We start from the raw sequence: 26,440 nt of genomic DNA, 5'->3' as shown, positions 1-26,440 counted from the left end.
GCCGGGGTTCCTGCAAGGAGCCGTCCCAACGGAGATATCCATACGGATAACGCTGAATTTTCGCGGCTATTGCCTCAGGAAGATCTTGGATATTTGTTGACTGGGTGGTTAGAGTCTAGAAACGAGGAGGGCGTCCTAGAACTGACGCAGCAAGAAGACTTGTTTCACTACGTGCCAAAACGATTGTGGAGGAAACGCTATGTTTGAACGATTCACAACACTTGATGAGATTTTTTGCTACAAGCTTGGAACTGCGCTGACCATGGAACACGATTCTTTGGATTTGATGGAAGAGTTGTCAAAGTCAGCGATGCGCAGTGTTCTCACCGAGTTCTTTGACGAACATGCCCAAGAAACCCGGCTGAACATTGAGAATCTGGAACAGTGCCTGGCATTGATGGGTAAGGAAAACAGCCAGCATCCCTCGCCCACTACCAAGGGGCTCGCCAAAGAATTGAAATCCTTTATGGCCAAAACTGACAACACACTCGTAGACGCTGTTGTTGTTGCCGGTGCTCTGGAAAGCCAGCACCATGAGGTGGCCGTGTACGAGTCTCTCCTCCTACAAGCAAAATCCCTGGACGTCACCGAAGCAGTCCCACTCTTGAGTCAAAACTACTCACGGGAGCAGCTAGCCCTTGAAAAACTGAGGGCAGCCGCGGACACTCTGGCCCAGGCGGATGCCAGAGACCAAGATGGTGCAAACGGTGCCGGCCATGCTGTGATTGAGGTTCCGCCCTACCTGCCCCCTGGAAGCGTCTAGTTGCTGATCCTAACTCCCGGCGTGAGTGCGCCGGCCGTGAGCGCGCGAAGGAAGCGTTGCCGCGCTTACTTTCATGACCAGCAATGCCCTGTCTAAACAAATCACTATCTGCCCAACTGCCAGGAGAAATAATGAATTACAGTGCTGAACCAGTAGAAATCTCCATCCGACTCCAGGATGGCGATTGGACGCCCGAATCCCTGAAAGAATTGGTGGGCTCTTACCAGCAGAAGCTGCAGGCAATGGGGGCACCGGAAAACGCCATCGAAACGGTGGTGAAAACACCGGATGACGGCTCGGCATCCGTCCACGTCAGTTGGTCTCACCAAGGCCAGCAAACCTTCGCGGACATGAGTCAGACCGCCGTCAGCGAGGCACCTGACGCCCGTGGACATGGGGAAGTGATTCCGCCCGGAGAACCAACCCAAGACTCCCAAGGTCTGGGCGCTATTCTTGGGGATGCGGAACGTTCCGCCATTGACGAACCCGCCACTGACCGCGCTGTTCAAGCAGGGGAAAACGCCGTGGAACAAGCCGGTAATGATTACCTGATCAAAACGGGAGCAGATGGAAAAACGTACGTGGAGGACGTCGACCCCGCCAAGGGGTGACCCGCCCACAGCGTAAAGCCTAAAGCCTAAAGCCTGTGACCCAGATGCGCCCCGGAGTTGTAACCGTGGTAGCTTGGGCGGTGGACACGACACGGGGTGCCGCTTGGCGGCTGAGAGCTAGACCCGTTGAACCTGATCTCGATAATCCGAGCGAAGGGATGCCGGTCCTGCAGCAATGACGATTCGTAGCCCTTGAGGTGGCGTATTCGAGCAATCCTGGCATCCTTTCGAACTACTGAAGGGTGCACGCGATGCAAATCAAGGACCAAATTGTACTGATCACTGGAGCCGGCCGAGGCCTAGGCTCGGATGTGGCACGTTCCTTTGCCCGGGAAGGCGCCAAAGTGGTGCTGAATTACCGCAACAGCGAGGAATCAGCCCAGAGGCTCGCCGCCGAAATCGGTCCCGAGCAAGCTATTGCGCTGCGGGCAGATGTCACCACCACCCAAGAGGTACAGGACATGGTGGCAGCTGCTGCGGAGTATTTCTCTGCACCCATTACCACCGTGATCAACAATGCCTTGCCTGATTTTTCCTTCAACGGGGACGGCCGTTCCAAAGCCCATGCCATTGAATACGGTGAGTTCACGGCACAGTTTTCCGGTGTTGTGGGAGGTGCGCTTAACACGATTCAGGCGGCGCTTCCTGGCATGGCTCTTGCCGGGTGGGGCTCCATCATCAACATCGGCACCAACCTGTTTCAAAACCCGGTAGTGCCCTACCACGACTACACCTCCGCCAAAGCGGCGTTGCTGGCACTGACCCGGACCTTTGCTGCCGATCTAGGCCCGTCCAATATTCGCGTGAACATGGTCTCCGGGGGATTGCTGCGCACCACTGACGCCTCAGCGGCCACCCCAGAGGAAGTCTTTGAGCTTATTGCCGGTGGTACCCCACTGCGTAAGGTGACTACCCCGGCGGAATTTGCTGACGCAGCACTATTCTTCGCCTCACCCTGGTCCCGAGCCGTCACGGGGCAGAACCTTGTAGTCGACGGCGGATTGGTCATGAACTAAGGATGGAAACGCTCTCCTGCCCCAAAATTCGGGCGATGCACATCAACGCGTTCCTTTTCGGGGCTGGACACCACACCATGGGCTGGCGGCATCCTGAGTCCAGTGCAGCCCGGGTTGGGCAAATACAGTATTTCGAGGAACTAGCCCAGCTGGCCGAAACCGGTTGTCTTGACGCGGTTTTCTTCGCCGACGGGCATGCCGTCAACCGCCAGTATTCTGCCGGGGTACCCGGGCTTTTTGAGCCGATTACGGCGTTGAGCGCCATGGCCCGGGCCACAACGCACATTGGCCTGGTCACCACGGTCTCCTCAAGTTTCTACACGCCCTTTCACGCAGCACGCATGCTGGCATCACTGGATCACATCAGCGGGGGCCGGGTGGGTGCGAACATTGTGACTTCCATGTTTGATGCCGAGGCGCAAAACCATGGTTTTGCGGCCCTGCCCTCTCACGCGGAACGTTATGAACGGGCCAATGAATTTGTGCGGGTGCTAGGGCAACTGTGGGACTCTTGGGCGGATGAGGCATTGCCAAGAGACCGGGAGAAGGGAATGTTCCTTGATCCGGAGCAGATCCAGCCCATTAACCATGTTGGCAAGTACTTCCAGGTGGCTGGGCCACTGAACGTGCCGCGTTCTCCGCAGGGGCGCCCGGTGCTCTTTCAAGCCGGTTCCTCCGAGGCTGGGCGGGACTTTGCTGCTCAATTTGCCGAAGCTATTTACTCGGTGTCTTGGGATCAGGACTCCGCACTTGAGTTCGCCACAGACATCAGAAGGCGCCTATACGCTGCAGGCCGTGCTGGGACGCAGGTTCCTGTGCTCCCGGGTCTTGTGACATATGTGGGCGCAAGCCGTGAAGAGGCCTTGGCGAAGAAACGGGCGCTGGATGCCTACTTGGACATTGACGCGGCCATCACTCAGCTCAATATTTTCACGGGCATGGATTACCGTACTCATGGGCTGGATGATTTGGTGGCGCCCTTGGCGCCAGCTTCCACCTTTACCGGCCCCCAAGGCCGGTACCTCACCGTGGCACGCATTATCGAGACCAAGCAGCCCACACTGCGCGAATTGCTGGGTTTTCTGGCCGCCGGGGGAGGCCATGCCACCATGATTGGCACCCCCACCGAGGTGGCGGATGAAATGGTGGCCTGGTTTGAATCTGGGGCGTGCGATGGATTCAACCTGATGTGCCCCGCGTACCCCGATTCACTGCGGGACTTTGTTGACTTGGTGGTTCCGATCCTGCAGGAACGCGGGCTGTTCCGTACGTCCTATGAAGGAAGTACGCTGCGTGAAAACCTGGGCCTGGCACGGCCCGCGCGTCACCAAATTCCGTGAACCCGTACCGTCCGTGGAATTTCCGGCTTTCTGACCCTGGGCGGGAACAATGAAACCGTCCTCCCTGGGTTGCATTTTCATACCCCCGCATCAGAGATGACGTCATGAAGCTCGTTTGCTCTGGTGTGAGGGGCCACTGGCGAACCCGCAGCCAGTCAGAGCTAAGGACGTGGCCGAGGCAGCTAAGAGAAGGGCTAAACGCACGGATTTGGGGTGGGAGAACTGAGCGGTATTGCTCATGGTGACGATCCTATAGAGGGTGCCCGTCTTGCAGTACAGGGACTTGTACTCACCGCAGGGTATCTCTGCCCCGAGTGAGTGTTTTAGTGCCTCAGCACTGAGAGTGGGGGAGCCCTGCGCCAAATCCTTACCCTGAGAATCGATGACTCGAACCTTGTTTGCGTGGCTCAGGAGTGAGGCGCTGATAGTGAACTTTCGAGTGGTTGGGGCTTGGATGAGATGCTCTCCGGGCCAGAACAGCGGCTGTGATTCAATGATGCGTGCCAGAAAGGCAGGAAGCAGCCGCAACGCGCTGGCTTCCGTCCGCGGTGGGCCGGGCAACCCGGCACACTGGACTGGCTTAGATTGGTTCTGGACTGGCTTAGATTAGTTCAGTCCGAGCAAGGCAAAAGCTGTGGCGATACCGTTTTTACGTGGAGGTGGGGCGGTGGCATCTGCAATAGTCAACAATTCTGCAGGGGATCCCTCGATGGCAACGCCGAGCCCTGCGAAAGCGAGCATTTCCAGATCGTTGTGCCCATCACCAAAAGCGATGGTGTTTTCTCGCGTGATACCAAGGTACGCAATGGCGGCAGCAACGCCGTCAGCCTTACTGATTCCAGCTTGGAATAATTCCCCGGCGTGGAGCCCCTCTGCGGCGATGGAATTTTCCACCACGTCAATGCCAGCACCGATCTGGGCCACAAGTTCCGTCATGGGCGCAGGGGAGGAAAAGACGGAGATCTTGGCGAATACCACGGAACTAAGATCAGCCAACGGGACAAGCTTGTCCAAGATGGAGGCGGAACCTTTGCTCAGCTGCGCCGGTGCGTTGGCAAAGTGCGCTTCGATGTGTGCCCGGAGCCGGGCTTCGGCTGCAGCGCAGACATAAATGGCGTCTTGCGCCTCGAGGATGTAAACCGCGTTGTGTGCGTCCAATACTGCGAGGGCACGAGCTGCGAGGTCAGCGCAAAAGCGTCGATCAATGAGTACCTCACCGCCAACGTCAAGGTACGCGCCGGCGCTTGCCACCACGCCGTCGAATCCGGCGCCAAGGATACTTGGGGGGAGCATTGGCAGAGGCCGTCCCGTGCAGATAAGGACCTTATGTCCGGCCGCCCTTGCATCCTTGACGGCCTGTTCATGCGCGGCTGGGACAACCCCATAATCTGCGTAGGTACCGTCCACGTCAAGGAAGACGGCCTGAATGGTCTTGGTGCTGGCAGGACTCTCGAGGCTCATGATGAGGGAGTCTACCCGTGCTAGCTTCAGTTGCCTCTAGAACAGCACCGGTTAGCTATCCTTTGCGAGGTGGCCATGGTGGCGCTCGGAGAGTACTAGCCAATAAAAGAGCCACATCATGAGGGCCCTCACGCCTGGCGCGTGCGGGCCCTCATGCAGATCCAGGAACAACTTAAAAATTTGCTGTCGAAAAGACAGTAAAAAGGAGTATGCTGTCTTTAGGACAGTAAATAATTGGTTGAGAAAAAGGAGAAATCATGTTTTTCGAAAGCAAAGTAGCTCTTGTCACCGCTTCCGGCGCCGGGATTGGCCGTGCCATTGCTCAGCGTTTGGCAGCCGAAGGGGCAGCTGTTGTTGTCTCGGATGTCAATGACGAGGCCGGTGCGGCAACTGTTGCGCTCATCGTAGAAGCCGGTGGCAACGCCGCCTACCAGCGTGCCGATGTCAGCTCTCCCGAGGACGTCACCGCACTCGTAGAATTTGCGGTGGAAACTTTTGGTGGACTCCACTTGGCAGTAAACAATGCCGGCATTGGATCCATGCCCAAGGAGCTGCAGGACCTTACCTTGCCTGAGTGGGACCGAACCATCAACGTCACCCTGCGCGGCACGTTCTTGTCCATGCAGGCTGAGATCTCACACTTCCGGGCCAATGGCGGTGGCAACATTGTCAACATCGCCTCAATTGCCGGGATCCGCGCCACGCCTCAGCTCACGCCCTACGGTGCGGCCAAGCACGGCGTAATCAGCCTGACCCGCAGCGCTGCTCTTGAAAACGCCCAACAGGGGATCCGGGTCAACGCAGTGGCCCCCGGAGCAATTGAAACGGCATCCCTGGCCGAGCTCCCGGAAGAGGCCAAGGCTGGCTACGCCGCTGAAGTCCCCATGCACCGCCTCGGTAAGCCTGAAGAAATCGCCAACGCAGTAGTTTGGCTACTCTCGGAAGAGTCTAGCTTCGTGACGGGCGTGGTGCTGCCAGTAGATGGTGGTACAAATGCCTAATGGCGCAGGCCACACGCCCGGAGATGAGGACAGGGCAGCTCTGATAGAAGCGCTCACGCGCATCATCAGCGAATGGTCAGCCCCGGACTTTCTGACTGGCGTAGTTGCCAGGGAAGGGGTTGAGTTGGATCCTGGGGCCATAAAAATGGTCACCATGCTCTCAACCCAAGGACCACAACGGCCCTCCCTGCTTTCCCGCAACATGGTCACCGGGCCCTCGAACGTCAGCAAGATCGCCCAGCGGCTCATGGCTGCCGGCCTAGCCAAAAAAATCTCTGATCCGGACGACGCCAGGGCTCACCAGTTTGCCCTGACAGAGTCTGGTTATCAGGTGGCCAGCACCTTTGTCCGGGCAGGAAGTGGACTAGTTGATGACCTGCTCCACGGCTGGAGCCCGACTGAACGCGATGAGTTGTTGCGATCCTTGCAAAAACTGGAACGCTCAACCATGGCGCTGGCAGCACAATTTCAGAACAAGACATCCTCCGGTTCATCGGAGCGCAACACCACAACACGCAACATCACAACATGAGGAGTGCAAATAATGACTAACGCAACTGAAACTTCCCGCAACTACATTGTCACCGGTGCCGGATCCGGTATTGGCCTGGCCACCGCCAACCTCCTGCGTGACCGCGGTGCCACCGTGGTGGGCGTGGACCTGCGCGGCGCCGATGTAGAAGCAGACCTCAGCACTTCAGCCGGCCGTAAGGAAGCTGCCGCGAACGCCCTGGCCGCAGCCGGTGGCAAGATCGACGCCATCATCGCTTGCGCTGGAATCTCCGCACCCATCCCGCTCACCGTGAGCGTGAACTACTTCGGCGTCACCGAATTCCTGGAATTGCTCGCGCCGGAACTGGCCAAGAGCGCCAGCCCGCGTGCCGCCGTCGTCAGCTCCATGGCATCACTGCAGGCCAACTCACCTGAACTGGTGGACGCGCTGCTTTCCGGCGACGAGGCCGCCGCGGTGGCCGTGGGCACAGCACTGGCTGAGCAGGGCCCCGAAGCCGGCTACCTGAACTACCCCTCCAGCAAGCGCGCCTTGAGCCGCTGGGTACGCCGCGAAAGCATCACCCCCACCTGGGCCGGAGCCGGTATCCCGTTGAATGCCGTGGCACCCGGAACCGTTATTTCTCCCATGACAACCCAGCTGCTGGCCACCGAGGAAGGCCGCGCCATGGTGGATTCCCACGTGCCCATGCCGCTGAACTACCACTCGGAAGCGGTTGTCATCTCCCGCCTGCTGGCGTGGCTCACGAGCGAGGAAAACACTCACACCACGGGTCAGACCATTTACACTGACGGCGGCGCCGATGCCTCGCTGCGCGGGGACAACATCTGGGTCTAAGCCCCGCAGAGAGTCCGGACTCTCTGGAACTTAGCTCTGTAATAAAAAAATAAAGGAGCCGCAGCATCATTGCTGCGACTCCTTTATTTTGCCCGGACCACGTGGCGGTGCAGTCCAAGGCGTCGGCGTGGCTGGGCACGCCGGGTCTCAACGAACCGGTTACAAACCCAGTTCAGATTCAAAGGCGCCAGCGCCAAGCCGTGCCCGCACATGGCTCATGAAGCGTCCGGCGTCTGCGCCGTCCACAATCCTGTGATCGTAGGTCAGGCACAGGTACATCATGTGGCGGATGGCCAGTACATCATCCCCGTCCGGTCCGGTAACCACTACGGGGCGCTTGACAATGGCGCCCACACCGAGAATACCCACCTGCGGGGCATTGATGATGGGAGTGTCAAAGAGTGCACCCACCGAGCCGATGTTGGTGATGGAGAACGTTCCCCCGGACAACTCATCGGCCTTGATGGAACCGTCACGCGTCCGCGACGCCACGTCGGCAATGCCCGCGGCTAGTCCGGCCAGATTCATCTCCCCGGCGCCCCGCACCACAGGAACCAGCAGACCCTTGGGGGCGTCCACCGCGAAGGCGAGGTGCTCGGCGTCGTGGTAACTGATGGTCCCGGCAGCCTCATCAAAGGAGGCGTTGAGCATGGGGAAGGTCTTCAGCGCCTCCGCCACCGCCAAAGCGATGAACGGAAGGTACGTCAGGTTCACCCCGTGCGCCGCAGCGAAGGAAGCCTTGGCCCGGCCGCGCAAACGCACAATGTTACTCACATCCACCTCATGCACCTGCGTCAGCTGCGTGGCCGTATCCAATGATTCACGCATGCGCTTGGCAATGACCGCACGGATCCGTGACGCTTTCACCGTGGTTCCACGCAGCGTTGCTGACGCGGCTGCGGGTGCCGTTGCCGGGACAGCAGGGACAGGCACGACGGCGGGACTTGCCACGGGTGCCGACGTTGCCGGTGCGGCGGGAGCCTGGGCAGCTGCCGCATCCTTCACATCAGCACCGCGGATACGCCCGCCAACACCGGTGCCGGTGAGCGTGGACAAGTCAATCCCATGCTGGCGGGCAAGCTTGCGCACCAGCGGAGTGACGTAACCTGCGGATACGTCGGCGGCGCTAGTTTGAGCCACAGCCTGAACCACCGGCGGAGCCGGGGTTTCGACAGGGACGGCCAGCGGCGGTGGAGCCGGCATTTTTGTAGGCGACGTCAAGGAGGCCGCAAGGCCGTCCACGGCCGCCGGCCGGGAAGTCGCCGGAAAATGCTGGTCCGCCTCCGCAGGTGCCGCAGCAACAGGTACCGCCGCAGCCGCAGGCACCGAGTCTGCAGGCGCGATGATGGCCAGTGTTGCGCCAACTTCTGCCGTTTGGTCCTCCTGGACCAGGATGCTGTGCAGGATTCCTTCGAAGGGTGAGGGGATCTCTGTATCTACCTTGTCGGTGGAGACTTCCAGCAGTGGCTCATCGATGGCAACAGGGTCACCAACGGATTTGAGCCAGCGGGTCACCGTTCCCTCGGTGACGCTCTCGCCGAGTGCCGGCAACAGCAAGGGCTCAGACATTCGTGGCCCGTTCTACTGTGATTTCACCGCGGCGCAGCAGCTTGCCGGTGGGGGTGATGCCATCGAGTTCATGGCCGCGCAGGAAGGTGCGCCGGACCACGCCGGAGAGGGCGCGGCCATCGTAAGGGGTGATGGGGTTCTTGTGCTTGAGCTTCGTGACGTCAACAATGAAGGCGTCGTCGGCGGCGAAGATGGCAAAGTCGGCGTCGTAACCGGGGGCAAGCTTGCCCTTCTTGTGCAGACCGACGAGGTCCGCCGGGGCCGTGGACATCCAGTGGATCACTTGCTCCAAGGTGATGCCGCGGTGGCGGGCCTCGGTCCAGATCAGTGACAGTCCCAGCTGGAGGGAGGAAACACCGCCCCAGGCAACGGCGAAGTCTCCGTTTTCCAGGTCCTTCAAGTCAAGGGTGCTGGGGGAGTGGTCAGAGACAATGCAGTCAATGACACCGTCGCGGAGTCCCTGCCACAGCTTTTCCCGGTTGGAGGCTTCGCGGATGGGCGGGCAGCACTTGTAGGAGGTGGCGCCGTCGGGGATTTCCTCGGCCATCAACGTGAGGTAGTGCGGGCACGTCTCCACAGTAAGCTTCACACCGTCACGGCGGGCGCTGGCAATCATGGGCAGTGCGTCGGAGGAGCTCAGGTGCAGAATATGCGCTCGGGCACCGGTCCAGCGGGCCCGTTCAATGACCTCGGCAATGGCCAGGTTCTCTGCGCCGCGGGGACGCGAAGCCAGGAACTTGCCGTACTGGTCCCCTTGGGCTGTGGGGGCACGGTCAATGGTGCGTGAATCCTCGGCGTGGACCAGCATCAGAGCGTCATAGTTAGTGAGCTCCCGCATGTCCTCTTCCATCTCATCTGGATCCAACGGCGGGAACTCGTCCACACCTGAATGCAGCAGGAAGCATTTGAAGCCGAAAACGCCGTTGTCATGCAGCGGGCGCAGATCGGCCTTGTTGCCGGGGATGGCCCCGCCCCAGAAGCCCACGTCAACAAAAGCCTGGTCCAGCGCAACGCTGCGCTTGAGTTCCAGGGCGTCAACGTTGACGGTGGCGGGGATGGAGTTCAGTGGCATGTCAATGATGGTGGTGACACCACCGGCTGCGGCGGCACGGGTTGCGGAGGCAAAGCCTTCCCAGTCCGTGCGGCCGGGCTCGTTGACGTGCACGTGGCTGTCCACGAGGCCCGGGATGAGGGTCTCATCATCAGCCAAATCAATTTCCGTATGGCCGCGCAGCGCGTTGCCCAAGGGTTCCAACGCTATGACGACGCCGTTGCGGACACCCACTTCGCGGGCGGCAATGCCGGCGGTGGTGAGCACCCGCTTGCCACGAATGACGAGATCATACAGATCCGCGGTCTCGTGGCTTCCTGCAGGATTAGACATACGAGTTCTCCTCTTCCTTGCCTCTTGTGGCAAGCCGGGCGCCAATCGTGGCACCAATTTGTGTCAGCAGGGCGCCCGCATTTTTCATGCAGTGCTCCGTGTCGGCATTTAGATCTGTCAGGGCGTAGCAGTGGGCGAATCCGGCCCCATGCAAAACCTCGGGGGTGAGGGTGGTCCGTCCGCACACGGCTACCACGGGAATACCTGCGGCGCGTGCCGCTGTGGCAACTCCCATGGGTGCCTTGCCGAACAGGCTTTGCTCATCCAGGCTGCCTTCACCCGTGATGACCAGATCTGCTGTGCCAATCTTATCGGCCAGGCCTGTCAGCTCCAGGACCACGTCAATACCGGGCCGGCGCTTGGCTGAGAGCACGGCAAGTGCCGCATAGCCGGTGCCACCAGCCGCACCGGAACCGGGGGCGTCAATGGCATCTACGGCGGCAGTGCCCAAGGCATTGGCCATGACGCGGAAGTAACGCTCCAGGGCAGTTTCCAAATGTGCCACATGTGCCTCTGAGGCACCCTTTTGGGGTGCAAAGACGGCCGCGGCCCCATCGGGGCCCAGTAGCGGGTTATCCACATCGCTGGCGAGCGTGAACTGCACCCCGCCGAGGCGGCGATCCAATCCGCCCAGCTCAATGTTGGTCACCGTGGCCAAGGCCCCTCCGCCGGGTGGCAGATGCCGCCCGGCGGAGTCCTTGAAGGTGGCGCCGAGCGCGGCAAGCATGCCGGCCCCACCGTCGGTGGTGGCGCTGCCGCCAACACCTAGGACAATCTCGGTGCAGCCCCGGTCCAGGGCCGCCTTCACCAGCTGGCCGGTACCGTACGTACTGGCCAGCAGGGGTGAGGGCGTGCCGTTGTGCAGGACAGCCAGCCCGGAGGCGGCAGCCATCTCAATGACGGCTACCGTTCCGCGGACAGCGAAGTCAGCCTGAACTGATTCGCCGGTGGGTCCTTGAACTCTCTCAACGACCCGGGTGAAACCTGAGGCTGTGACGGCGTCAATGGTGCCGTCGCCGCCGTCGGCCACTGGCATCAGGACAATGTCCAGGCCAGGGTCAACTGAACGCAGGCCTTCGGCCAGGAACCGAGCAGCCTCAGGGGCGGAAACGGAACCCTTGAACTTGTCGGGGGCGAGGATGACGCGCATGGTTGCTCCCTAGCCCTGCAGTGCCAAGATGGCGGTGGGGGCGTCAGCTGCGTACTCGGCAATGTCTTCAATCTCGTTGACATTGTCCAGCTCGGTGCCCATGGAAATGTTGGTCACGCGCTCCAGGATGGCTTCAACAACCACAGGAACCTTGTGCTCTTCCATGAGGCGCTTGGCCTCGGCGAAGGCGGCAGCCATGTCCTCGGGGCGCTCCACGCGGATGGCCTTGCAGCCCAAGCCTTCGGCAACCTTGATGTGGTCCACGCCGTAGCCGTTGGTCTCCGGGGAGTTGATGTTATCGAATGCCAAGGAGACGTGGTAATCCATTTTGAAGCCGCGCTGGGACTGACGGATCAAGCCCAGGTAGGAGTTGTTGACCACAACGTGGATGTACGGCAGGTTGAACTGCGCGCCAACGGCCAATTCTTCAATCATGAACTGGAAATCGTAGTCGCCGGAGAGGGCAACAACTGTCTGTCCCGGCTTGCCGCGGACAACACCCAGGGCTGCAGGCAGGGTCCAACCCAAGGGGCCGGCCTGTCCGGCGTTGATCCACTGGCGCGGGCCGAAGACGTGGAGCATCTGGGCGCCAGCAATCTGTGACAGACCAATGGTGGAGACGTAGGTGGTGTCCGGGCCAAAGGCGGCATTCATTTCTTCATACACGCGCTGCGGCTTCATCGGCACGTTATCGAAGTGGGTCTTGCGCTGCAGCGAGCCCTTGCGAGCCTGGCAGTCCTTGGACCAGGGGCCGTAGTCCGGCACGCTCAGATCTGCCTTACGCTCACGGGCGACCTCCAGCAATACGTCCAGAGCTGCGCCAGCGTCGGAGACGATGCCCAAGTCCGGTGCGAATACGCGGCCAATCTGGGTGGGCTCAATGTCTACGTGGACGAACTTGCGGTTGCCGCGGTAGGTGTCAAGGCCACCTGTGTGACGGTTGGCCCAGCGGTTGCCGATGCCAATGACGGTGTCAGACTCCAAGAACGTGGCGTTGCCGTAGCGGTGCGAGGTCTGCAGACCCACCATACCGGCGCTCAGCGGGTGATCATCCGGGATGGTGCCCCAGCCCATGAGGGTGGAGATGACGGGAATGTTCAGCAGTTCAGCCAGTTCGACGAGCTTCTCTGATGCGTTGGCGTTGATGACACCGCCACCGGCAACGATCAGCGGCTTCTCGCCTGCCAGCAGGATATCCAAGGCTTTACCAGCCTGCTTGCGTGTGGCGGCCGGCTTGTTCGGCACCAAGGGCTCGTAGGCATCAATATCAAACTCAATCTCGGCCATCTGCACATCGATCGGCAGATCCAACAGGACCGGGCCGGGGCGCCCTGAGCGCATCAGGTAGAACGCCTTCTGGAACGCACCGGGAACCTGGCCGGGCTCCTTGATGGTCATGGAGAGCTTGGTCAGGGGAGCTGCGATGGACTCGATGTCCACAGCCTGGAAGTCTTCCTTGTGCAACTTGGCAACGGGGGCCTGGCCGGTGATGCACAGCATCGGGATGGAATCGGCCTGGGCTGCGTACAGTCCGGTGATCATATCGGTGCCGGCGGGGCCGGAGGTACCGGTGCACACGCCGATGTTGCCTTCGGCTGCGCGGGAGTAACCGTCAGCCATGTGTGAGGCACCTTCCATGTGGCGTGCCAAGGTGTGGTTCAATCCACCATGGGCGCGCATGGCGGAGTAGAACGGGTTGATGGCTGCTCCGGGGAGACCAAAGATCTCGGTGGCGCCTTCTTTTTCCAAAATCAAAACGGCTGCATCTACGCTGCGCATCTTTGCCATGGTATTGCTCCTTCAAAATGTGTGGGGCCATAGCCGCTGTGGGCCGGCCGGTACTGCGAAAGGGATGGTTCCCGCCGTCGAACGCTTCGACACTCACTCGACGGCGGGAGGTTTAGTGGGGATGAACCCGTGGGGCAAGGGGTTACTTGCGGCCCGAGGAGGCCAGTGCGGCCTTGAACAATCCGGAGTGATCCAAGGCGCCGTCGCCCTGGGCCACCATGGAGGTGACGAGCTGGGCAACTGCACTGCCAAGCGGAACTGTGACGCCTGCTTCGCGGGCTGCTGAGGTGACAATGCCCAGGTCCTTGTTGTGCAGGGCCAGGCGGAAGCCGGGGTCGAAGTTGCGGGCGAGCATCTTCGCACCCTTCTGATCCAGGACCTTGGAGCCGGCGAGGCCGCCACCGAGGACCTTCAATGCGGCGTCGGTATCTACTCCGTAGGCCTCAAGGAAGACGATTGCTTCGGAGAGGGCCTGGATGTTGACGGCCACAATGAGCTGGTTCGCAGCCTTGACTGTCTGGCCGGAGCCGGAGGGGCCAACGTGGACGATTGTCTTGCCGACGGCGTTCAAAACGTCCTGTGCAGCAGCGAAATCTTCTGCGGCACCACCAATCATGATGGAGAGAGCTCCGTCAATGGCGCCCTGCTCGCCACCGGAAACCGGGGCGTCCAAGGGGCGGATACCGGCTGCAAGCGCATCTTCGGAGAGGCGCTTGGCCACGTCCGGGCGAATGGAGCTGGCATCGATCCAGATGGCACCCTTGCGGGCAGTGGCGAAAAGGCCGTCCTTACCGCTGACAACACCTTCGACGTCGGGGGAGTCCGGAACCATGGTGATGATGAATTCGGCATCCTTGACGGCGTCGGCGATGGAAGTGGCACCGTTGCCACCTGCTGCGACGAGCTTGTCAATGGCGCCCTGGCTGCGGTTGAAGCCAGAAACCGTGTGGCCGGCCTTGACGAGGTTGACTGCCATGGGCAGTCCCATGATGCCGAGTCCGATTACTGCAACGTTGCTCATAATGTGTCCTTTGCGTGAAGTGTGGAGGTGAAGAAGGAGGAGGCGTGGATTAGTTGGCCTGCTGGCGGATGGTCCAGCTGAACGCATCCGCTGCGGCGGACTTGTATTCCAAGCCGATGGGGCCCGCGTAGCCGAGCTCGCGGCTGCGAGTGATCCATTCGCCCAGCGGGAGGGTGCCGGTGCCGGGGGCTCCGCGGCCCGGATCGTCGGCGATCTGGATGTGGCCGAAGTCCTTGGCATGGTTTTCAATCACTGCCGGGACATCGTCACCGTTGACTGCCAGGTGGTAGAAATCTGCCAGCAGCTTGACGTTATCCACGCCCGCTTCCTGGGTCTTGGCGATGACTGCCAGGACGTCAGCAGCGGTCTTCAGCGGGTAGGCCGGGGTTCCGGAGACGGGTTCCAAAAGGACGGTGCCGCCAATCTTGGCTACACCCTGGGCTGCGTAGACCAGGTTCTTCACGGCGAGCTCGTCCTGCTCCGCCGGGGTGTAATCGTCTTGACGGTTGCCGTAGAGGGCGTTGAAAGCCTTGGTTCCGAGGCGCTCGCCAATGCCGACCACGGAGTCAACGTTGTCCTTGAACTCGGAGCAGCGGCCCTTCCAGGAGACCAGACCGCGGTCACCACCGGGCATGTTGCCGGCGTTGAAGTTCAGGCCTGTGAGCTGGACGCCGGCATCGGTGATGGCGCGCTCAAAAGCGGTGAGTTCAGCATCGCCGGGAACGTTGGATTCGAAGGGCCACCAGAACTCAACTGCATCAAATCCGGCTGCCTTTGCAGCGGCCGGGCGTTCGAGCAAGGGCAGTTCGGTCAAGAGGATGGAGCAGTTCACGGTGTACGTCATTGTAGGTCCTTCCAAGGAATTCTTCATTCCATGCATTTCATATTGTGGAAATTAGTTTCTGCTTTATGAAAAGTCTAGAGAATGATGTGACCCACGTCAAGGGGAGTTTTCTCCGGTTCGACACACTCCAGTGCAGGGAGAGCCAAAAAAATGCGCCCGCCCCCCGTTCTCGCGCCCGGTAGACCGGGCGCAAAAATGGGAAGCGGGCGCATAAACCGCAGCGGCAGCTTAAGTCAGCTTGATTTGACGGTTCATGTCCTTGTACAGCAGGTAGCGGAATTCGCCCGGGCCGCCGGCGTAACATGCCTGCGGGCAGAACGCACGCAGCCACATGAAGTCGCCGGCTTCCACCTCAACCCAGTCGTTGTTGAGCAGGTACATGGCCTTGCCCTCCAGGACATACAAGCCGTGCTCCATGACGTGAGTCTCGGGGAACGGAATGACGCCGCCGGGCTGGAAAGTGACGATGTTGACCTGCATGTCATGTGCCAGATCGGAAGAGTCCGTGAAGCGGGTGGTCTTCCATGCGCCGTTGGTATCCGGCATGGCAGTGGGTTCCACTTCAGCGTCACTGGTGACGAAGGAGGTGGCCTCATAGCCCTCAAGGCGCTCGTAGGCCTTGCGGATCCACTGGAAGGTGACAACGCCGTCGGAGACGTTTTCCAGTCCCCAGATGTCACCGGCGGCGAGGTAGGCGTAGCCGCCCTCCTCAAGCTGGTGAAGTTCGCCTTCGAGGGTGAGGTTGACCTTGCCCTTGGTGACAAAGATGACGCCTTCGACGCCGGGCTCGAACTCGGCGCGCGGGGCGCCGCCGCCGGGTGCAATCTCCACAATGAGCTGGGAGAAGGTGGTGGCGAAGCCGGAGATGGGGCGGGCCAGAATCCAGGAGCGGGTGTTGGAGAACCCCGGCAGGGTGCTGGTGACAATATCCGTCATGACGCCCTTGGGGATGACCGTGTAGGCCTCCTTGACAATGGCGCGCTCTGTGGTCAGGTGCGTTTGCGGCGGCAGGCCGCCTGCGGGGGAGAAGTACTTACTCATGAGTCAAGTCCTTTAGCGAGAGACGGTAGCGAGCCGGGGGTGAGCCAGCGCCGTAAGTTGGTTTTGGTCCAGGCTGGTCAGCGAGAGTACTTCCTCTGCGCTGGCAGCGCCACAGATAAGTCCGCGCAGGATGAAGTTCGCCAGGGCGCGTGCCGTGGCCGGTTCATCCATGACGGCACCGGGGGTCTGCGCAACATAGTTGCGCAACCGCACAGCAGCTGCGGGCAGCCCCTGACGGTAGAACGCGTAGGTTGCGCTGAAACGGCTGGGCAGCTGGGCCGGGTGCAGATCCCAGCCCTGGTAGTAGCCGCGCTCCAAGGAGCGGCGCACCAGGCGCCCGTGCAAGGCCCAAGCAGCCTCGGCGCCATCGCCCACAGGCATGATGTTGGTGGAGCCGTCGGAGAGGCGGATGCCCGTGCCAGCGACAGCCAACTGCATGACTTCCTTGGCGAAATCCGCCACGGGGTGCTCCATGGACTGGTACTGCGCTGAGATTTCCAGCGAAGCGCTGTAGTCATAGGTGCCGTAGTGCAGGCCGCTGATGCGTCCGGGCACTGCATGGGCCAACTGGGCCACGGGAGAGGTGCCTTCCGGGCCAAGAATGAGCTGCGGGGTTTCCACCTGCACCTCAAAACGGAGACGCCCTGCGGGCAGAGCATGAATTTCCTCTAGGCGGCTAACCGCGAAGTCCATGGCCTTGACCTGGTCCACCGTGGTCACCTTGGGCAGTGTCAGCACGAGCCCGTCGGGGAGCTCGCCTGCCTCGGCCAGGGCCGAGACAAACAGGTCCAAGGTGCGCACGCCGCGGGCCCGGGTAGCCAGTTCAAAACACTTGAAACGGATGCCGATGAACGGCGGTGCCGTTCCGGCGTTGACTGCTGCACTGACAGCCTTGCCAGCTGCCACTGCTGCAGCATCTTCTGCCTCGTCGCCGCGATCCCCGAAGCCGTCCTCAAAATCGAGGCGCAGATCTTCAATGGGTTCACTGGTGAGTTTGGCGGCCACCCGTGTTGCCACGGCCTCTGCCAGCTCGGCGTCCTGGCCCAGCAAGGTGCCGAGCTTTTCCAAACCACCATAGTTCTCGATGGCGGCCAGGCCCTGTGCGCCCCAGTCGGCGGCAAAGGTGGAGTTGAACTTATCTGCCGGAACGTAGACAGTGTGAACCGGCTGACGGCTGCCATCGTCGCCCGGGTAGTTGCGGTCCAGCAACTGATCCGTTGCGGCGCACGCAGCTTCGATGTGCGCCAAATCGGCGGCGTCTAGTGAAGGGGTAACGCTCATTCTTAGCCCACCAGTTCGTAGGCCGGAATGGTCAAAAAGTCCGTGTAGTCCTCGGAGAGGCAGATATCGCTGATCAGTGCGCTGGCATCCTTGTAGAACTTCTGGAAGGACTCCTCGCCCACTTCGCCGCGCAGCTTCTGCGTTTCCTCGGCGAGGATGGTGGTGACCAGTTCCCTGGTAACAACATTGCCGGTATCGGCGAGGGTGGTCTTGTTACGGATCTGCTGCCAGACCTGTGAACGGGAGATCTCCGCTGTTGCGGCATCTTCCATGAGGTTGTGGATGGCCACAGCACCGTTGCCTGAAATCCAGACGGCGGTGTAAGCCACGGCGACATATAGGTTCAGGCGCAGGCCCGCCTCTGTTGCCGTGCCTGCTGCGGAGGGAATATCCAGCAGCTGATCCGCGGTGACATTGACCTCGGGGCGCTGCTTGTCCAGCTGGTTCGGGCGGTCGCCCAAGACAGCGTCAAAGACTTCCTGGCACACGGGAACCAGGTCCGGGTGGGCAACCCATGAACCGTCAAAGCCGTCACCGGCTTCACGGGTCTTATCATTGCGAACCTTTTCAAACGCTGCAGCCGTTACCTCGGGCTCGCGGCGGTTGGGGATGACCGCGGCCATGCCACCCATGGCAAAGGCGCCGCGGGCGTGGCAGGTCTTCACGAGCAACTCGGTGTAGGCGCGCATGAAGGGGGCCGTCATGGCTACCTGTGCACGGTCCGGGAGGGTGAAAGCTTCGCCGGCATCACGGAAGTACTTGATGATGGAGAAGAGGTAGTCCCAACGCCCGGCGTTGAGCCCTGATGCGTGATCGCGCAGTTCGTAAAGGATCTCATCCATTTCAAAGGCGGCCGGGATGGTTTCAATCAACACGGTGGCGCGGATGCTGCCCTGGGGGACTCCGAGGTAGTCCTGAGCAAAGACGAAGATGTCATTCCAGAGGCGTGCCTCAAGGTAGCTTTCCATCTTCGGCAGGTAGTAGTACGGGCCCTGACCATTGGCAATGAGTGCCTTGGCCGTGTGGAAGAAGAGCAGACCAAAGTCCACGAGTGCACCCGAGGTGGGTGCGCCGTCGAGCAGCACATGGCTTTCCGTCAGGTGCCAGCCGCGGGGACGGGCCACAACAACGGCCAGCGGCGCGTCGGTGCGCAGCCGGTACTCCTTGCCCTCGGGGGAGGTGTACTCCAAGGTGCCGGCAGCGGCATCCTTGAGGTTCAGGACGGCGTCAACAACGTTGGCCCAGAGCGGGGTGGAGGCATCTTCAAGATCTGCCAGCCATACCTTGGCGCCTGAGTTCAGCGCGTTGATAGCCATTTTGGCCGGTGAGGCAGGTCCTGTCATCTCCACGCGGCGGTCCGTCAATGCGGCAGGTGCGGGGGCAACCTTCCAATCACCTGCGCGCACAGAGGCGGTCTCCGGCAGGAAATCCAGCTTGCCGGTGGCGGCAACCACTTCCCGCTTGGTGCCGCGGGCAGCCAAGAGTTCTTCACGGACAGGGTTGAACCGGCGGTTGAGTTCGCCCACAAATTCCAGAGCCTCGGGCGTGAGGATCTCAGCCGCCCGCGGGATGGGTGTGAGGTCTGTGACGGTTACTGACTGGGTGCTCATAGGGTGGCCCTCTCGGCGAGTGTTGAAGCGGCTGCGGAAGCCACTGCGGCGGCTACGTCCCCGGCTACGTGCGGGTCGAAGACGCTAGGAATGATGAAGCTTGCGTTCAGCTCGGAGGCATCGACACGGTTGGCGATGGCCGTAGCTGCTGCCACAAGCATCTCATCCGAGATGTCAGATACGTGCGCATCCAGCAATCCGCGGAAGAATCCGGGGAACGCCAGGACGTTGTTGATCTGGTTCGGGAAGTCGCTACGGCCTGTGGCAACCACGGCTGCGTACTTGGAGGCGATCACAGGATCAACCTCGGGGGTGGGGTTGGCCATGGCGAAGACAATGGACTTCGGGGCCATAGCAGCCACTTCGGCTTCGCCGATGACGTTGGGTCCGCTGACACCGATGAACACATCTGCGCCAACCACTGCCTCGTGGAGGGTGCCGGTGAAGTTATCCGGGTTGGTGTTGTTGGCCAGCCAGGTGCGGTGTGCGTCAGTGTATTCTTCGCTGCGGTTGACGGCGCCGTTGCGTCCACAGGCCACAATGTTCTTTGCGCCCTGGGCCAGCAGCAGCTGGATGATGGCGTTGCCGGCGGCGCCTACGCCTGCCACAACAATCTTCACGTCTGAAATGTTCTTCTCAACGACCTTCAGCGCGTTGGTCAGTGCCGCGAGGGTCACGATCGCGGTTCCGTGCTGATCGTCGTGGAAGACCGGGATGTCCAGTTCTTCCTTGAGGCGGCGCTCGATTTCAAAGCAGCGCGGGGCGGCGATATCTTCTAAGTTGATGCCACCGTAGACCGGGGCCATGGCCTTGACGATCATGATGATCTCTTCAGTGTCCTTGGTGTCAAGGCATACGGGCCAGGCATCGACATTGGCGAACTGCTTGAACAGTGCGGCCTTGCCTTCCATGACGGGCAGTGCTGCGGCGGGGCCAATATCGCCCAGGCCCAAGACGGCGGTGCCATCGGTGACAACAGCGATGGTGTTGCGCTTGATCGTAAGGTTACGGGCAGCGGAAGGATCCTCGGCGATGGCCATGCAGACACGGGCAACACCGGGGGTGTAGGCGCGGGAGAGGTCATCGCGGTTACGGATGACGAACTTGGAGTTGACCTCAAGCTTGCCACCGAGGTGCATCAAGAAGGTGCGGTCCGAGACGTGCTGAACATGAACGCCGTCAAGTGCTTCCAAGGCATCCTTGACTCGGTCAGCGTGGGCGTCGTCGGTGGTGTTGGCCGTGATGTCGACAACGATGCTCTCATGCTGGGACTCCACGATGTCCAGGGCTGTGACTGCGGCGCCGGCCGAAGCGGCTGCTGCTGCGAGCTCGCTGGTGACCGTGAAGTTGGAGGGAGCGCTAACGCGAAGGGTGATGGAGTTGCCGGGGCTAGGATTCGCCATTGAAGGTCCTTAAGGTAGGCCCGTGAGGGCGGTCGACATTTACGATTGTTCTCGTAGAATGGATATTATTATCTATCTGGTGGAAATTCAAGCCCTGCCCGCGTTTATCTTCCGCTGTGCGGAATGATGTATGTTGGGGATTTGGAACTTGAATACCATCATGCGAATTAATCGTTGAAATATACCCCTTAGTAGGAGACTGACCATGGCGGCAAAAGCTAGCGGCGGCGTCCAGTCCGTGGAGCGCGTCTTTGAACTGCTAGAGCTCATCACTGAAGCTGGTGGCAATGTGACCCTCAGCGAGCTCTCCTCCTCCACGGAACTACCCCTTCCCACCATCCACAGGCTGTTGCGCACTCTTGTGTCTCTGGGTTACATCCGCCAGCTTCCCAGCCGCAGGTACGCTTTGGGGCCCCGCCTGATCCGCCTCGGCGAAGGCGCCACGAAGCAACTAGGCGCCATGGCCATGCCGCAGCTGGATAGTTTGGTAAAGCAATTGGGAGAGACAGCCAACATGGCTGTGCTGGACACTGACATGGTCATCTACATTGCCCAGGTTCCCTCGCCTCACTCCATGCGCATGTTCACGGAGGTGGGACGCCGTGCGCATACTCACGACACCGGCGTGGGCAAGGCGCTGCTGGCGCAGCTTGAGAATGACGTTGTGCGAAACATTGTGACACGGACCGGGATGCCCACCCCCACCATCAAGAGCCACGGCACCGTTGAGAGCCTGCTGGCAGATTTGGATGTTATCCGGGAGCGCGGTTACGCGATCGATGAGGAAGAGCAGGAAATTGGCGTCCGCTGCTTCGCCATGGCTGTTCCCGATGCACCCACACCGACGGCGATTTCCGTTTCGGGACCTGTCCAACGCGTTGATGAGTCCTTTGCCGAGCGGGCGGTTCCCATGCTGCGCAGGGCTGCGGCGGTCATTTCCGCCGAACTCAACCGAAACTAACGCGCAGCGAAGCGGCGCTTGCAAAACAGGCGCAAGCAGAGCAGGGCCGCTGCAGGGCCGCTGCAGAGCAGGTGAGGCTCCGTCAGAGCTAGCGCCCTTGGCCACCCGCTGTTTCCGGCATATGAAATTGGTTTCCCGTATGTTGTTGCGTAGCTCACAGTGCGATGTTAGTGTCATGACCATGTCTATGGCGGGCGCCCTTCGAGGTGGCTATCTACCGGGCTGTTCTTGAATATGTCCGAGTCTTGAATACGTCCAAGCGCAAACCGGTCCGTTGTTGTTTGCTTGCGCATCCGCCAAGACCAACGCCGCCGGTTGCCCCAATGACAAGGGAAGTCATCATGAAGAGCAACGAGAGCAACAGCCAGGATTTTCTGGCCCAGGCAGTAGATTTAGCCACGGCAAATGTTCTGCGCAAGGGCGGGCCTTTTGGTGCCATTGTTGTCACAGCGGACGGCCAGGTATTCGAAGGCATCAACCGGGTGACGGCCAATAATGATCCCACCGCTCATGCCGAAGTCACCGCCATCCGCAACGCGTGCGCCAGTTTGGGCACCTTCGACCTCTCCGGGGCCACGCTGTATACCAGTTGCGAGCCCTGCCCCATGTGCCTGGCTTCATCGTTGTGGGCACGCGTGGAGAAGATCTACTTTGCCGCTGACAGGCACGACGCCGCCCGGGCCGGCTTTGACGATGCCGCCTTCTACGAGTACTTCGATACGCCTGTGGAACTGCGTCCCCTGCCCGTGCGCCAGCTAGAGCCAGGGGCCGTGGACGCGTTAGCGCCCTTCAACGCCTGGAACGCGCTTGAGACCCGGATTGATTACTAGGCCCGCTCCATGAACCGGGGGTAAGGTGCCCGTGTGCGAATGCAGCATCCGTTTTCGCAAGGCGCTCATGGCCACATTTTCCCAGCTCTCCTAGGAGTGAATCATGGATATGAACACGATTGAGGCGGTGGTCCCCACAACAGATCCCGCCCAATGGCGCGCGGGTGATGCCTGGCTTGCAGGAGGTACGGTGTTATTTTCCTATGGCAGCGTCTCCATACGCCGCCTGTTGGATCTCACCACGGCCGGCTGGGTGGCGATCTCCAGCACCCCGGACGGGGTGGATCTAGCCGCCAGTTGTACTGTTGCTGAACTGTACGAACTGCCCACCCATGCGGGCCTGCCCAACAACTGGCCCGCACTGGAACTGGTACGCCAGTGCTGCGAGGCCTTTGTAGCGTCCTTTAAAATCTGGTACGTTTCCACCGTGGGCGGGAACATCTGCACGGCACTGCCCGCCGGGCCCATGACAAGCTTCTGCTCCGCACTGGACGGCGTGGCGACGGTGATGACGCCCGCCGGCGGGCAGCGTCAGGTACCCGTGGCCGATCTTGTGGTGGGGGATGCCAGCACCTCCTTGGCCGCGGGGGAGTTACTACGTAGCATTCACCTGCCGGCCGCGGCACTGCGCGCCACAACGGCTTTCCGCAGGCTTTCCCTGAGTAATCTGGGGCGCTCCGGGGTGCTGTTGATTGGCAGGCTGGGGGACGAGGGCGGGCTGGTCATCACCGTGACCGCCTCAACGAAGCACCCCGTTCAGTTGCGCTTCGGTGCGGCGGCAGTGCAGCCGCTGCCCGGTGCGGCCGTGGTGCACGGCCATCTTTTCCCGCAGAATCCCCGTCCGGACGCAGCGGCGCTTCGGCGGGCTCTGGACGAGGCCATCCCCGGGACCCTGTACCACGACGACGTCCACGGAGATCCGCTCTGGCGCCGCGACATGACTTACCGGCTGGCCGAGGAAATACGGATCGAATTGCTGCAGAGCCACCTGCCGGACGCGCCGCTGGCGGATGGTTACTTGCCGGAAGGAAACTGAACCATGGCTATGGACATCAACGGAACACACCACGGTAATGAGCCACGACCCGGCCAATGCCTGCGCACCTTCCTGCGCGAAGAAGGCGCGCTAGGCGTCAAAAAGGGTTGCGACGGCGGTGACTGCGGTGCCTGTACTGTCCACGTGGACGGCACCCCCATCCACAGCTGCCTTTATCCCGCCGTGCGTGCGCAGGGTAAATCCATCACCACGGTGGAAGGCCTGGCCGACGGCGGCACCTTGCACCCCGTCCAGGAACAGTTCCTGGCTGCACAGGGCTTCCAATGCGGTTTCTGCACGGCGGGAATGCTCATGACGGCAGTCACCTTCGACCAGAAGCAAAAAGAGAACCTACCGCGTAACCTCAAGGGGAATCTGTGCCGCTGCACCGGTTACCGGGCCATAGAGGACGCTGTGCTCGGGGTGTCCACGGAAACAGAGCAAAGCTGCGGCGGGCATGTGGGGGACAGCCCGGGAGCTCCCGCCGGCCGAGCAGTGGTGACAGGGGCAGCCCGGTACACCCTCGATGTGGACCCCGCAGACTACCCCGGCCTGCTCCACATGAAATTGTTGCGTTCCCCGCACGCGCACGCCAAGGTACTCTCCATCGACACCACGGCAGCGCTGGCACTGCCTGGCGTGCGCGCCGTCTTCACTCACCACGACTCACCCGCACAGCTTTTTTCCACCGCCCAGCACGAGTTGTTCACCGATGACCCGGATGACACCCTCGTGCTGGATTCCATCATGCGTTATGTGGGTCAACGGGTGGCCGCCGTAGTGGCCGATTCCGTGCATGAGGCCGAAGCCGGCGTCCGGGCCCTGGTCGTTAACTATGAGGAACGCAACGCCGTCTTTGACCCGCAGGAGGCCCTGCGTCCGGGAGCTGCGGCAGTCCACGGAGACAAGGACGCCAAAGCCAGCCGTATTGGGGACCCGGTGCGGAACATTGTGGCGGAATTGCACACAGAGCTCGGCGATGTGGCGGCGGGCCTGGCTGGCGCCGACGTGCTCCATGAGGAAATTTACACAACTCAGCGGGTGCAGCACACGGCGCTGGAGACGCACGCCGCCATTGGCACCCTCGACGCCGGTGGGCGGCTCCACGTGCGGTCCTCGACGCAGACCCCTTTTTTGACCCGGCGGGCACTGTGCCGTGTGTTCGGTCTGCCCGAGGAGGATGTGCGCGTTGTTGCGGGGCGTGTAGGTGGCGGATTTGGCGGCAAGCAGGAGATGCTCACGGAGGATATTGTGGCGCTCGCGGTGCTGGCTCTGCGCCGCCCCGTGCAACTTGAATACACACGCACCGAGCAGCTCACAGCCTCCACCACACGCCACCCCTTCACCATCAAGATCGCTGCCGGGGCCAGAAATGACGGCACACTGACCGCCCTCGCTGTGGATGTGGTGACGAACACCGGCGCCTACGGCAACCATGCCCCCGGGGTCATGTTCCACGGCTGCGGGGAATCCTTGGCCCTCTATCAATGCCCCAATAAGAAGATCGACGCCCGTGCCGTGTACACGCACACCCTGCCCTCGGGAGCATTCCGCGGCTACGGACTGAGCCAGATGTTTTTTGCCGTGGAATCGGCTATGGACGAGCTGGCCGTTGCACTGGGCATGGACCCGCTGGAATTCCGCCGTCGCAATATGGTGCGGGATGGGACGCCCATGCTTTCGGCCTCGGAAGAACCGCAGGCAGACGTTCACTACGGCAGCTATGGACTGGATGAGTGTGTGGAACTCGTTGCCGACGCCTTGGCCCGCGGTGAACAACGGTATGCAGAGGCCGGACAAAATGATCTGGGTCCCGATTGGGCCGTTGGGACGGGTACGGCGCTGTGCATGATTGACACCGTACCGCCGCGTGGACACTTTGCCCACTCCGCGGTGGAACTGTTGGCCGATGGCAGCTTTGAGGTGAGGGTGGGCACGGCCGAATTCGGCAACGGCACCACCACAGTCCATGCCCAAATAGCGGCGACGGCGCTGAACAGCCGCGCCGACCTTGTCTCTGTTCGCCAATCTGACACTGACCTGACTGAACATGACACAGGAGCCTTTGGTTCCACGGGTACCGTGGTGGCGGGCAAGGCCACACTGTTGGCGGCCGAGGAGCTGGCGGTGCAGATCACCAAGGCGGCGGCAGCCATGAGTGGAACCGCCGCGGCTGATTGCACGCTGGTGCCAGATGGTGTGGACTGCGGCGGGACACTGCTGCCCCTGACCAGAGTATTTTCGTTGGCGGCGTCCAACAAGCAAACACTGCTCGCAGATGGGCGCTGGGGTGGGACACCCCGTTCGGTGGCCTTCAACGTCCAAGGCTTCCGGGTGGCCGTCAACACCGGGACGGGAGAATTACGCATCCTTCAAAGCGTGCAGGCAGCGGATGCAGGGGTGGTGGTCAACCCGAGGCAATGCCGAGGCCAGATCGAGGGCGGGATAGCCCAAGCTCTAGGCGCTGCCTTGTATGAGGAGGTATTGATTCGCCCCGACGGGTCGGTGGCCTCAGACATCCTGCGTCAGTACCATATTCCTACCTTTGCTGACGTGCCGCGCAGCGAAGTCTACTTCGCCAGAACCCATGACACAGTGGGCCCGCTCGGGGCGAAGTCCATGAGTGAAAGCCCGTTTAACCCTGTGGCACCGGCCCTGGCCAACGCCATCCGCAATGCTACGGGTGTGCGCTTCACCTCGCTGCCGCTGGCCCGGGACGTGATTTATCTTGGGTTGAAGGCAGCCAGAGAGAGTCAGGGCGTGGAATAGTAGCAAGCACAAAAGCAGCCGCCCGGTCCACCGTTTTGGTGAGACCGGGCGGCTGCTTCTATGAGGAGTGCGAGGGTGAGTCGGTGGGTGGGGCCCCGCGCCCGTGGGGCGGGTGTGGGTGGGCCCACGCCGGCGAGGGTGAGTCGGTGGGTGGGGCCCCGCGCCCGTGGGGCCCGTTGTTTAGCTCGCTTGCGAGCTAAACAACGGGAGGGC

At 61.2% G+C, this 26,440-nt stretch carries 23 protein-coding genes and 1 riboswitch; of the genes, 11 read left to right on the top strand and 12 right to left on the bottom strand.

All coding sequences use genetic code 11. From position 1 onward, the window contains the following. The first annotated feature begins 199 nt into the window (after positions 1-199). From RY113_RS12715 to RY113_RS12700, 4 genes are all read left to right on the top strand, one after another. Complete coding sequence (locus RY113_RS12715) at positions 200-763, top strand: ferritin-like domain-containing protein (RefSeq protein ID WP_110107126.1); 564 nt, start codon at positions 200-202, stop codon at positions 761-763. A gap of 131 nt (positions 764-894) precedes the next feature. Then, the gene (locus RY113_RS12710; RefSeq protein ID WP_179442352.1) at positions 895-1,374 is read left to right on the top strand and encodes a hypothetical protein; all 480 of its coding nucleotides are present in this window, start codon (positions 895-897) and stop codon (positions 1,372-1,374) included. A gap of 82 nt (positions 1,375-1,456) precedes the next feature. Next, a riboswitch (TPP riboswitch) is annotated at positions 1,457-1,550 on the top strand. 75 nt (positions 1,551-1,625) lie between these two features. Continuing rightward, positions 1,626-2,390 (top strand): 3-oxoacyl-ACP reductase, encoded by a 765-nt coding sequence (locus tag RY113_RS12705; protein ID WP_315914853.1) that lies wholly within the window; start codon positions 1,626-1,628, stop codon positions 2,388-2,390. Between the two features lie 35 nt (positions 2,391-2,425). Continuing rightward, positions 2,426-3,730, top strand: coding sequence for an LLM class flavin-dependent oxidoreductase (locus RY113_RS12700; RefSeq protein ID WP_315914852.1), 1,305 nt, complete (start codon positions 2,426-2,428; stop codon positions 3,728-3,730). Positions 3,731-3,832: 102 nt separating this feature from the next. Here RY113_RS12700 and RY113_RS12695 read toward each other — a convergent pair whose 3' ends face one another. Continuing rightward, the gene (locus RY113_RS12695; RefSeq protein ID WP_315914851.1) at positions 3,833-4,291 is read right to left on the bottom strand and encodes a hypothetical protein; all 459 of its coding nucleotides are present in this window, start codon (positions 4,289-4,291) and stop codon (positions 3,833-3,835) included. A 45-nt stretch (positions 4,292-4,336) separates the two neighbouring features. Next, positions 4,337-5,191 carry an HAD-IIB family hydrolase gene (locus RY113_RS12690; protein WP_315914850.1) on the bottom strand — a complete coding sequence of 285 codons (855 nt, stop codon included), beginning with the start codon at positions 5,189-5,191 and terminating at the stop codon, positions 4,337-4,339. A 257-nt stretch (positions 5,192-5,448) separates the two neighbouring features. Here RY113_RS12690 and RY113_RS12685 point away from each other — a divergent pair, with 257 nt between their 5' ends. From RY113_RS12685 to RY113_RS12675, 3 genes are read left to right on the top strand one after another with little or no spacing between them, the layout of a single operon-like run. After that, positions 5,449-6,192 carry an SDR family NAD(P)-dependent oxidoreductase gene (locus tag RY113_RS12685; RefSeq protein ID WP_179442354.1) on the top strand — a complete coding sequence of 248 codons (744 nt, stop codon included), beginning with the start codon at positions 5,449-5,451 and terminating at the stop codon, positions 6,190-6,192. Further along, positions 6,185-6,724: a MarR family winged helix-turn-helix transcriptional regulator gene (locus RY113_RS12680; protein WP_315914849.1), complete on the top strand. Its 540-nt coding sequence runs from the start codon at positions 6,185-6,187 to the stop codon at positions 6,722-6,724. Before RY113_RS12685 ends, RY113_RS12680 begins: the two co-directional genes overlap by 8 nt. Before the next feature lie 12 nt (positions 6,725-6,736). Beyond that, entirely contained in the window at positions 6,737-7,540 is an 804-nt protein-coding gene (locus RY113_RS12675; RefSeq protein ID WP_315914848.1) for an SDR family oxidoreductase, read from the top strand. Positions 7,541-7,699: 159 nt separating this feature from the next. Here the strand turns inward: RY113_RS12675 and sucB are convergent, their stop codons facing one another. From sucB to RY113_RS12625, 10 genes are all read right to left on the bottom strand, one after another. Further along, positions 7,700-9,109 carry a 2-oxoglutarate dehydrogenase, E2 component, dihydrolipoamide succinyltransferase gene (gene sucB / locus RY113_RS12670; RefSeq protein WP_315914847.1) on the bottom strand — a complete coding sequence of 470 codons (1,410 nt, stop codon included), beginning with the start codon at positions 9,107-9,109 and terminating at the stop codon, positions 7,700-7,702. Beyond that, positions 9,102-10,493, bottom strand: a complete 1,392-nt coding sequence (gene allB / locus RY113_RS12665; RefSeq protein WP_315914846.1) for an allantoinase AllB — start codon at positions 10,491-10,493, stop codon at positions 9,102-9,104. The genes sucB and allB overlap by 8 nt, the downstream gene beginning before the upstream one ends. After that, entirely contained in the window at positions 10,486-11,643 is a 1,158-nt protein-coding gene (locus tag RY113_RS12660) for a glycerate kinase (protein WP_315914845.1), read from the bottom strand. The genes allB and RY113_RS12660 overlap by 8 nt, the downstream gene beginning before the upstream one ends. A gap of 9 nt (positions 11,644-11,652) precedes the next feature. After that, positions 11,653-13,431 (bottom strand): glyoxylate carboligase, encoded by a 1,779-nt coding sequence (gene gcl, locus RY113_RS12655; protein ID WP_110107115.1) that lies wholly within the window; start codon positions 13,429-13,431, stop codon positions 11,653-11,655. A 142-nt stretch (positions 13,432-13,573) separates the two neighbouring features. Next, entirely contained in the window at positions 13,574-14,452 is an 879-nt protein-coding gene (locus tag RY113_RS12650) for a 2-hydroxy-3-oxopropionate reductase (protein ID WP_315914844.1), read from the bottom strand. Between the two features lie 49 nt (positions 14,453-14,501). After that, a complete protein-coding gene (locus RY113_RS12645) occupies positions 14,502-15,296 on the bottom strand; it encodes a TIM barrel protein (protein WP_315914843.1) in 795 nt (264 codons plus the stop codon). Positions 15,297-15,524: 228 nt separating this feature from the next. Further along, positions 15,525-16,337 (bottom strand): bifunctional allantoicase/(S)-ureidoglycine aminohydrolase, encoded by an 813-nt coding sequence (locus RY113_RS12640; protein WP_315914842.1) that lies wholly within the window; start codon positions 16,335-16,337, stop codon positions 15,525-15,527. Positions 16,338-16,349: 12 nt separating this feature from the next. Then, positions 16,350-17,618 (bottom strand): DUF6986 family protein, encoded by a 1,269-nt coding sequence (locus tag RY113_RS12635; RefSeq protein WP_315914841.1) that lies wholly within the window; start codon positions 17,616-17,618, stop codon positions 16,350-16,352. A gap of 2 nt (positions 17,619-17,620) precedes the next feature. After that, positions 17,621-19,228, bottom strand: coding sequence for a malate synthase A (gene aceB, locus RY113_RS12630; RefSeq protein WP_315914840.1), 1,608 nt, complete (start codon positions 19,226-19,228; stop codon positions 17,621-17,623). Continuing rightward, positions 19,225-20,631, bottom strand: a complete 1,407-nt coding sequence (locus tag RY113_RS12625; protein ID WP_110107110.1) for an NAD-dependent malic enzyme — start codon at positions 20,629-20,631, stop codon at positions 19,225-19,227. Before RY113_RS12625 ends, aceB begins: the two co-directional genes overlap by 4 nt. 205 nt (positions 20,632-20,836) lie before the next feature. Here RY113_RS12625 and RY113_RS12620 point away from each other — a divergent pair, with 205 nt between their 5' ends. The 4 genes from RY113_RS12620 to RY113_RS12605 all read left to right on the top strand — a co-directional run bounded on the left by RY113_RS12620 (position 20,837) and on the right by RY113_RS12605 (position 26,227). After that, positions 20,837-21,592, top strand: coding sequence for an IclR family transcriptional regulator (locus RY113_RS12620; protein ID WP_110107109.1), 756 nt, complete (start codon positions 20,837-20,839; stop codon positions 21,590-21,592). Between the two features lie 341 nt (positions 21,593-21,933). Further along, positions 21,934-22,422, top strand: a complete 489-nt coding sequence (locus RY113_RS12615) for a nucleoside deaminase (protein ID WP_110107108.1) — start codon at positions 21,934-21,936, stop codon at positions 22,420-22,422. 103 nt (positions 22,423-22,525) lie between these two features. Then, positions 22,526-23,458 (top strand): FAD binding domain-containing protein, encoded by a 933-nt coding sequence (locus RY113_RS12610; RefSeq protein ID WP_315914839.1) that lies wholly within the window; start codon positions 22,526-22,528, stop codon positions 23,456-23,458. 3 nt (positions 23,459-23,461) lie between these two features. Beyond that, positions 23,462-26,227: a molybdopterin cofactor-binding domain-containing protein gene (locus tag RY113_RS12605; RefSeq protein WP_315914838.1), complete on the top strand. Its 2,766-nt coding sequence runs from the start codon at positions 23,462-23,464 to the stop codon at positions 26,225-26,227. The last annotated feature ends 213 nt before the right edge of the window (positions 26,228-26,440 follow it).

Origin of the sequence: Arthrobacter sp. lap29, assembly GCF_032458965.1 — a bacterium.
GTDB lineage: Bacteria > Actinomycetota > Actinomycetes > Actinomycetales > Micrococcaceae > Specibacter > Specibacter psychrochitiniphilus.
Note: the sequence above shows the minus strand (reverse complement) of the source record. Positions and strands in the feature narration are given on the sequence as shown.

Excerpts from the sequence above, each read along its gene's own strand:
- RY113_RS12715 (WP_110107126.1), top strand. The coding sequence starts at position 200 with ATGTTTGAACGATTCACAACACTTGATGAGATTTTTTGCTACAAGCTT.
- RY113_RS12710 (WP_179442352.1), top strand. The coding sequence starts at position 895 with ATGAATTACAGTGCTGAACCAGTAGAAATCTCCATCCGACTCCAGGAT.
- RY113_RS12705 (WP_315914853.1), top strand. The coding sequence starts at position 1,626 with ATGCAAATCAAGGACCAAATTGTACTGATCACTGGAGCCGGCCGAGGC.
- RY113_RS12700 (WP_315914852.1), top strand. The coding sequence starts at position 2,426 with ATGCACATCAACGCGTTCCTTTTCGGGGCTGGACACCACACCATGGGC.
- RY113_RS12690 (WP_315914850.1), bottom strand. The coding sequence starts at position 5,191 with ATGAGCCTCGAGAGTCCTGCCAGCACCAAGACCATTCAGGCCGTCTTC.
- RY113_RS12685 (WP_179442354.1), top strand. The coding sequence starts at position 5,449 with ATGTTTTTCGAAAGCAAAGTAGCTCTTGTCACCGCTTCCGGCGCCGGG.
- RY113_RS12680 (WP_315914849.1), top strand. The coding sequence starts at position 6,185 with ATGCCTAATGGCGCAGGCCACACGCCCGGAGATGAGGACAGGGCAGCT.
- RY113_RS12675 (WP_315914848.1), top strand. The coding sequence starts at position 6,737 with ATGACTAACGCAACTGAAACTTCCCGCAACTACATTGTCACCGGTGCC.
- sucB (WP_315914847.1), bottom strand. The coding sequence starts at position 9,109 with ATGTCTGAGCCCTTGCTGTTGCCGGCACTCGGCGAGAGCGTCACCGAG.
- allB (WP_315914846.1), bottom strand. The coding sequence starts at position 10,493 with ATGTCTAATCCTGCAGGAAGCCACGAGACCGCGGATCTGTATGATCTC.
- RY113_RS12660 (WP_315914845.1), bottom strand. The coding sequence starts at position 11,643 with ATGCGCGTCATCCTCGCCCCCGACAAGTTCAAGGGTTCCGTTTCCGCC.
- gcl (WP_110107115.1), bottom strand. The coding sequence starts at position 13,431 with ATGGCAAAGATGCGCAGCGTAGATGCAGCCGTTTTGATTTTGGAAAAA.
- RY113_RS12650 (WP_315914844.1), bottom strand. The coding sequence starts at position 14,452 with ATGAGCAACGTTGCAGTAATCGGACTCGGCATCATGGGACTGCCCATG.
- RY113_RS12645 (WP_315914843.1), bottom strand. The coding sequence starts at position 15,296 with ATGACGTACACCGTGAACTGCTCCATCCTCTTGACCGAACTGCCCTTG.
- RY113_RS12640 (WP_315914842.1), bottom strand. The coding sequence starts at position 16,337 with ATGAGTAAGTACTTCTCCCCCGCAGGCGGCCTGCCGCCGCAAACGCAC.
- RY113_RS12635 (WP_315914841.1), bottom strand. The coding sequence starts at position 17,618 with ATGAGCGTTACCCCTTCACTAGACGCCGCCGATTTGGCGCACATCGAA.
- aceB (WP_315914840.1), bottom strand. The coding sequence starts at position 19,228 with ATGAGCACCCAGTCAGTAACCGTCACAGACCTCACACCCATCCCGCGG.
- RY113_RS12625 (WP_110107110.1), bottom strand. The coding sequence starts at position 20,631 with ATGGCGAATCCTAGCCCCGGCAACTCCATCACCCTTCGCGTTAGCGCT.
- RY113_RS12620 (WP_110107109.1), top strand. The coding sequence starts at position 20,837 with ATGGCGGCAAAAGCTAGCGGCGGCGTCCAGTCCGTGGAGCGCGTCTTT.
- RY113_RS12615 (WP_110107108.1), top strand. The coding sequence starts at position 21,934 with ATGAAGAGCAACGAGAGCAACAGCCAGGATTTTCTGGCCCAGGCAGTA.
- RY113_RS12610 (WP_315914839.1), top strand. The coding sequence starts at position 22,526 with ATGGATATGAACACGATTGAGGCGGTGGTCCCCACAACAGATCCCGCC.
- RY113_RS12605 (WP_315914838.1), top strand. The coding sequence starts at position 23,462 with ATGGCTATGGACATCAACGGAACACACCACGGTAATGAGCCACGACCC.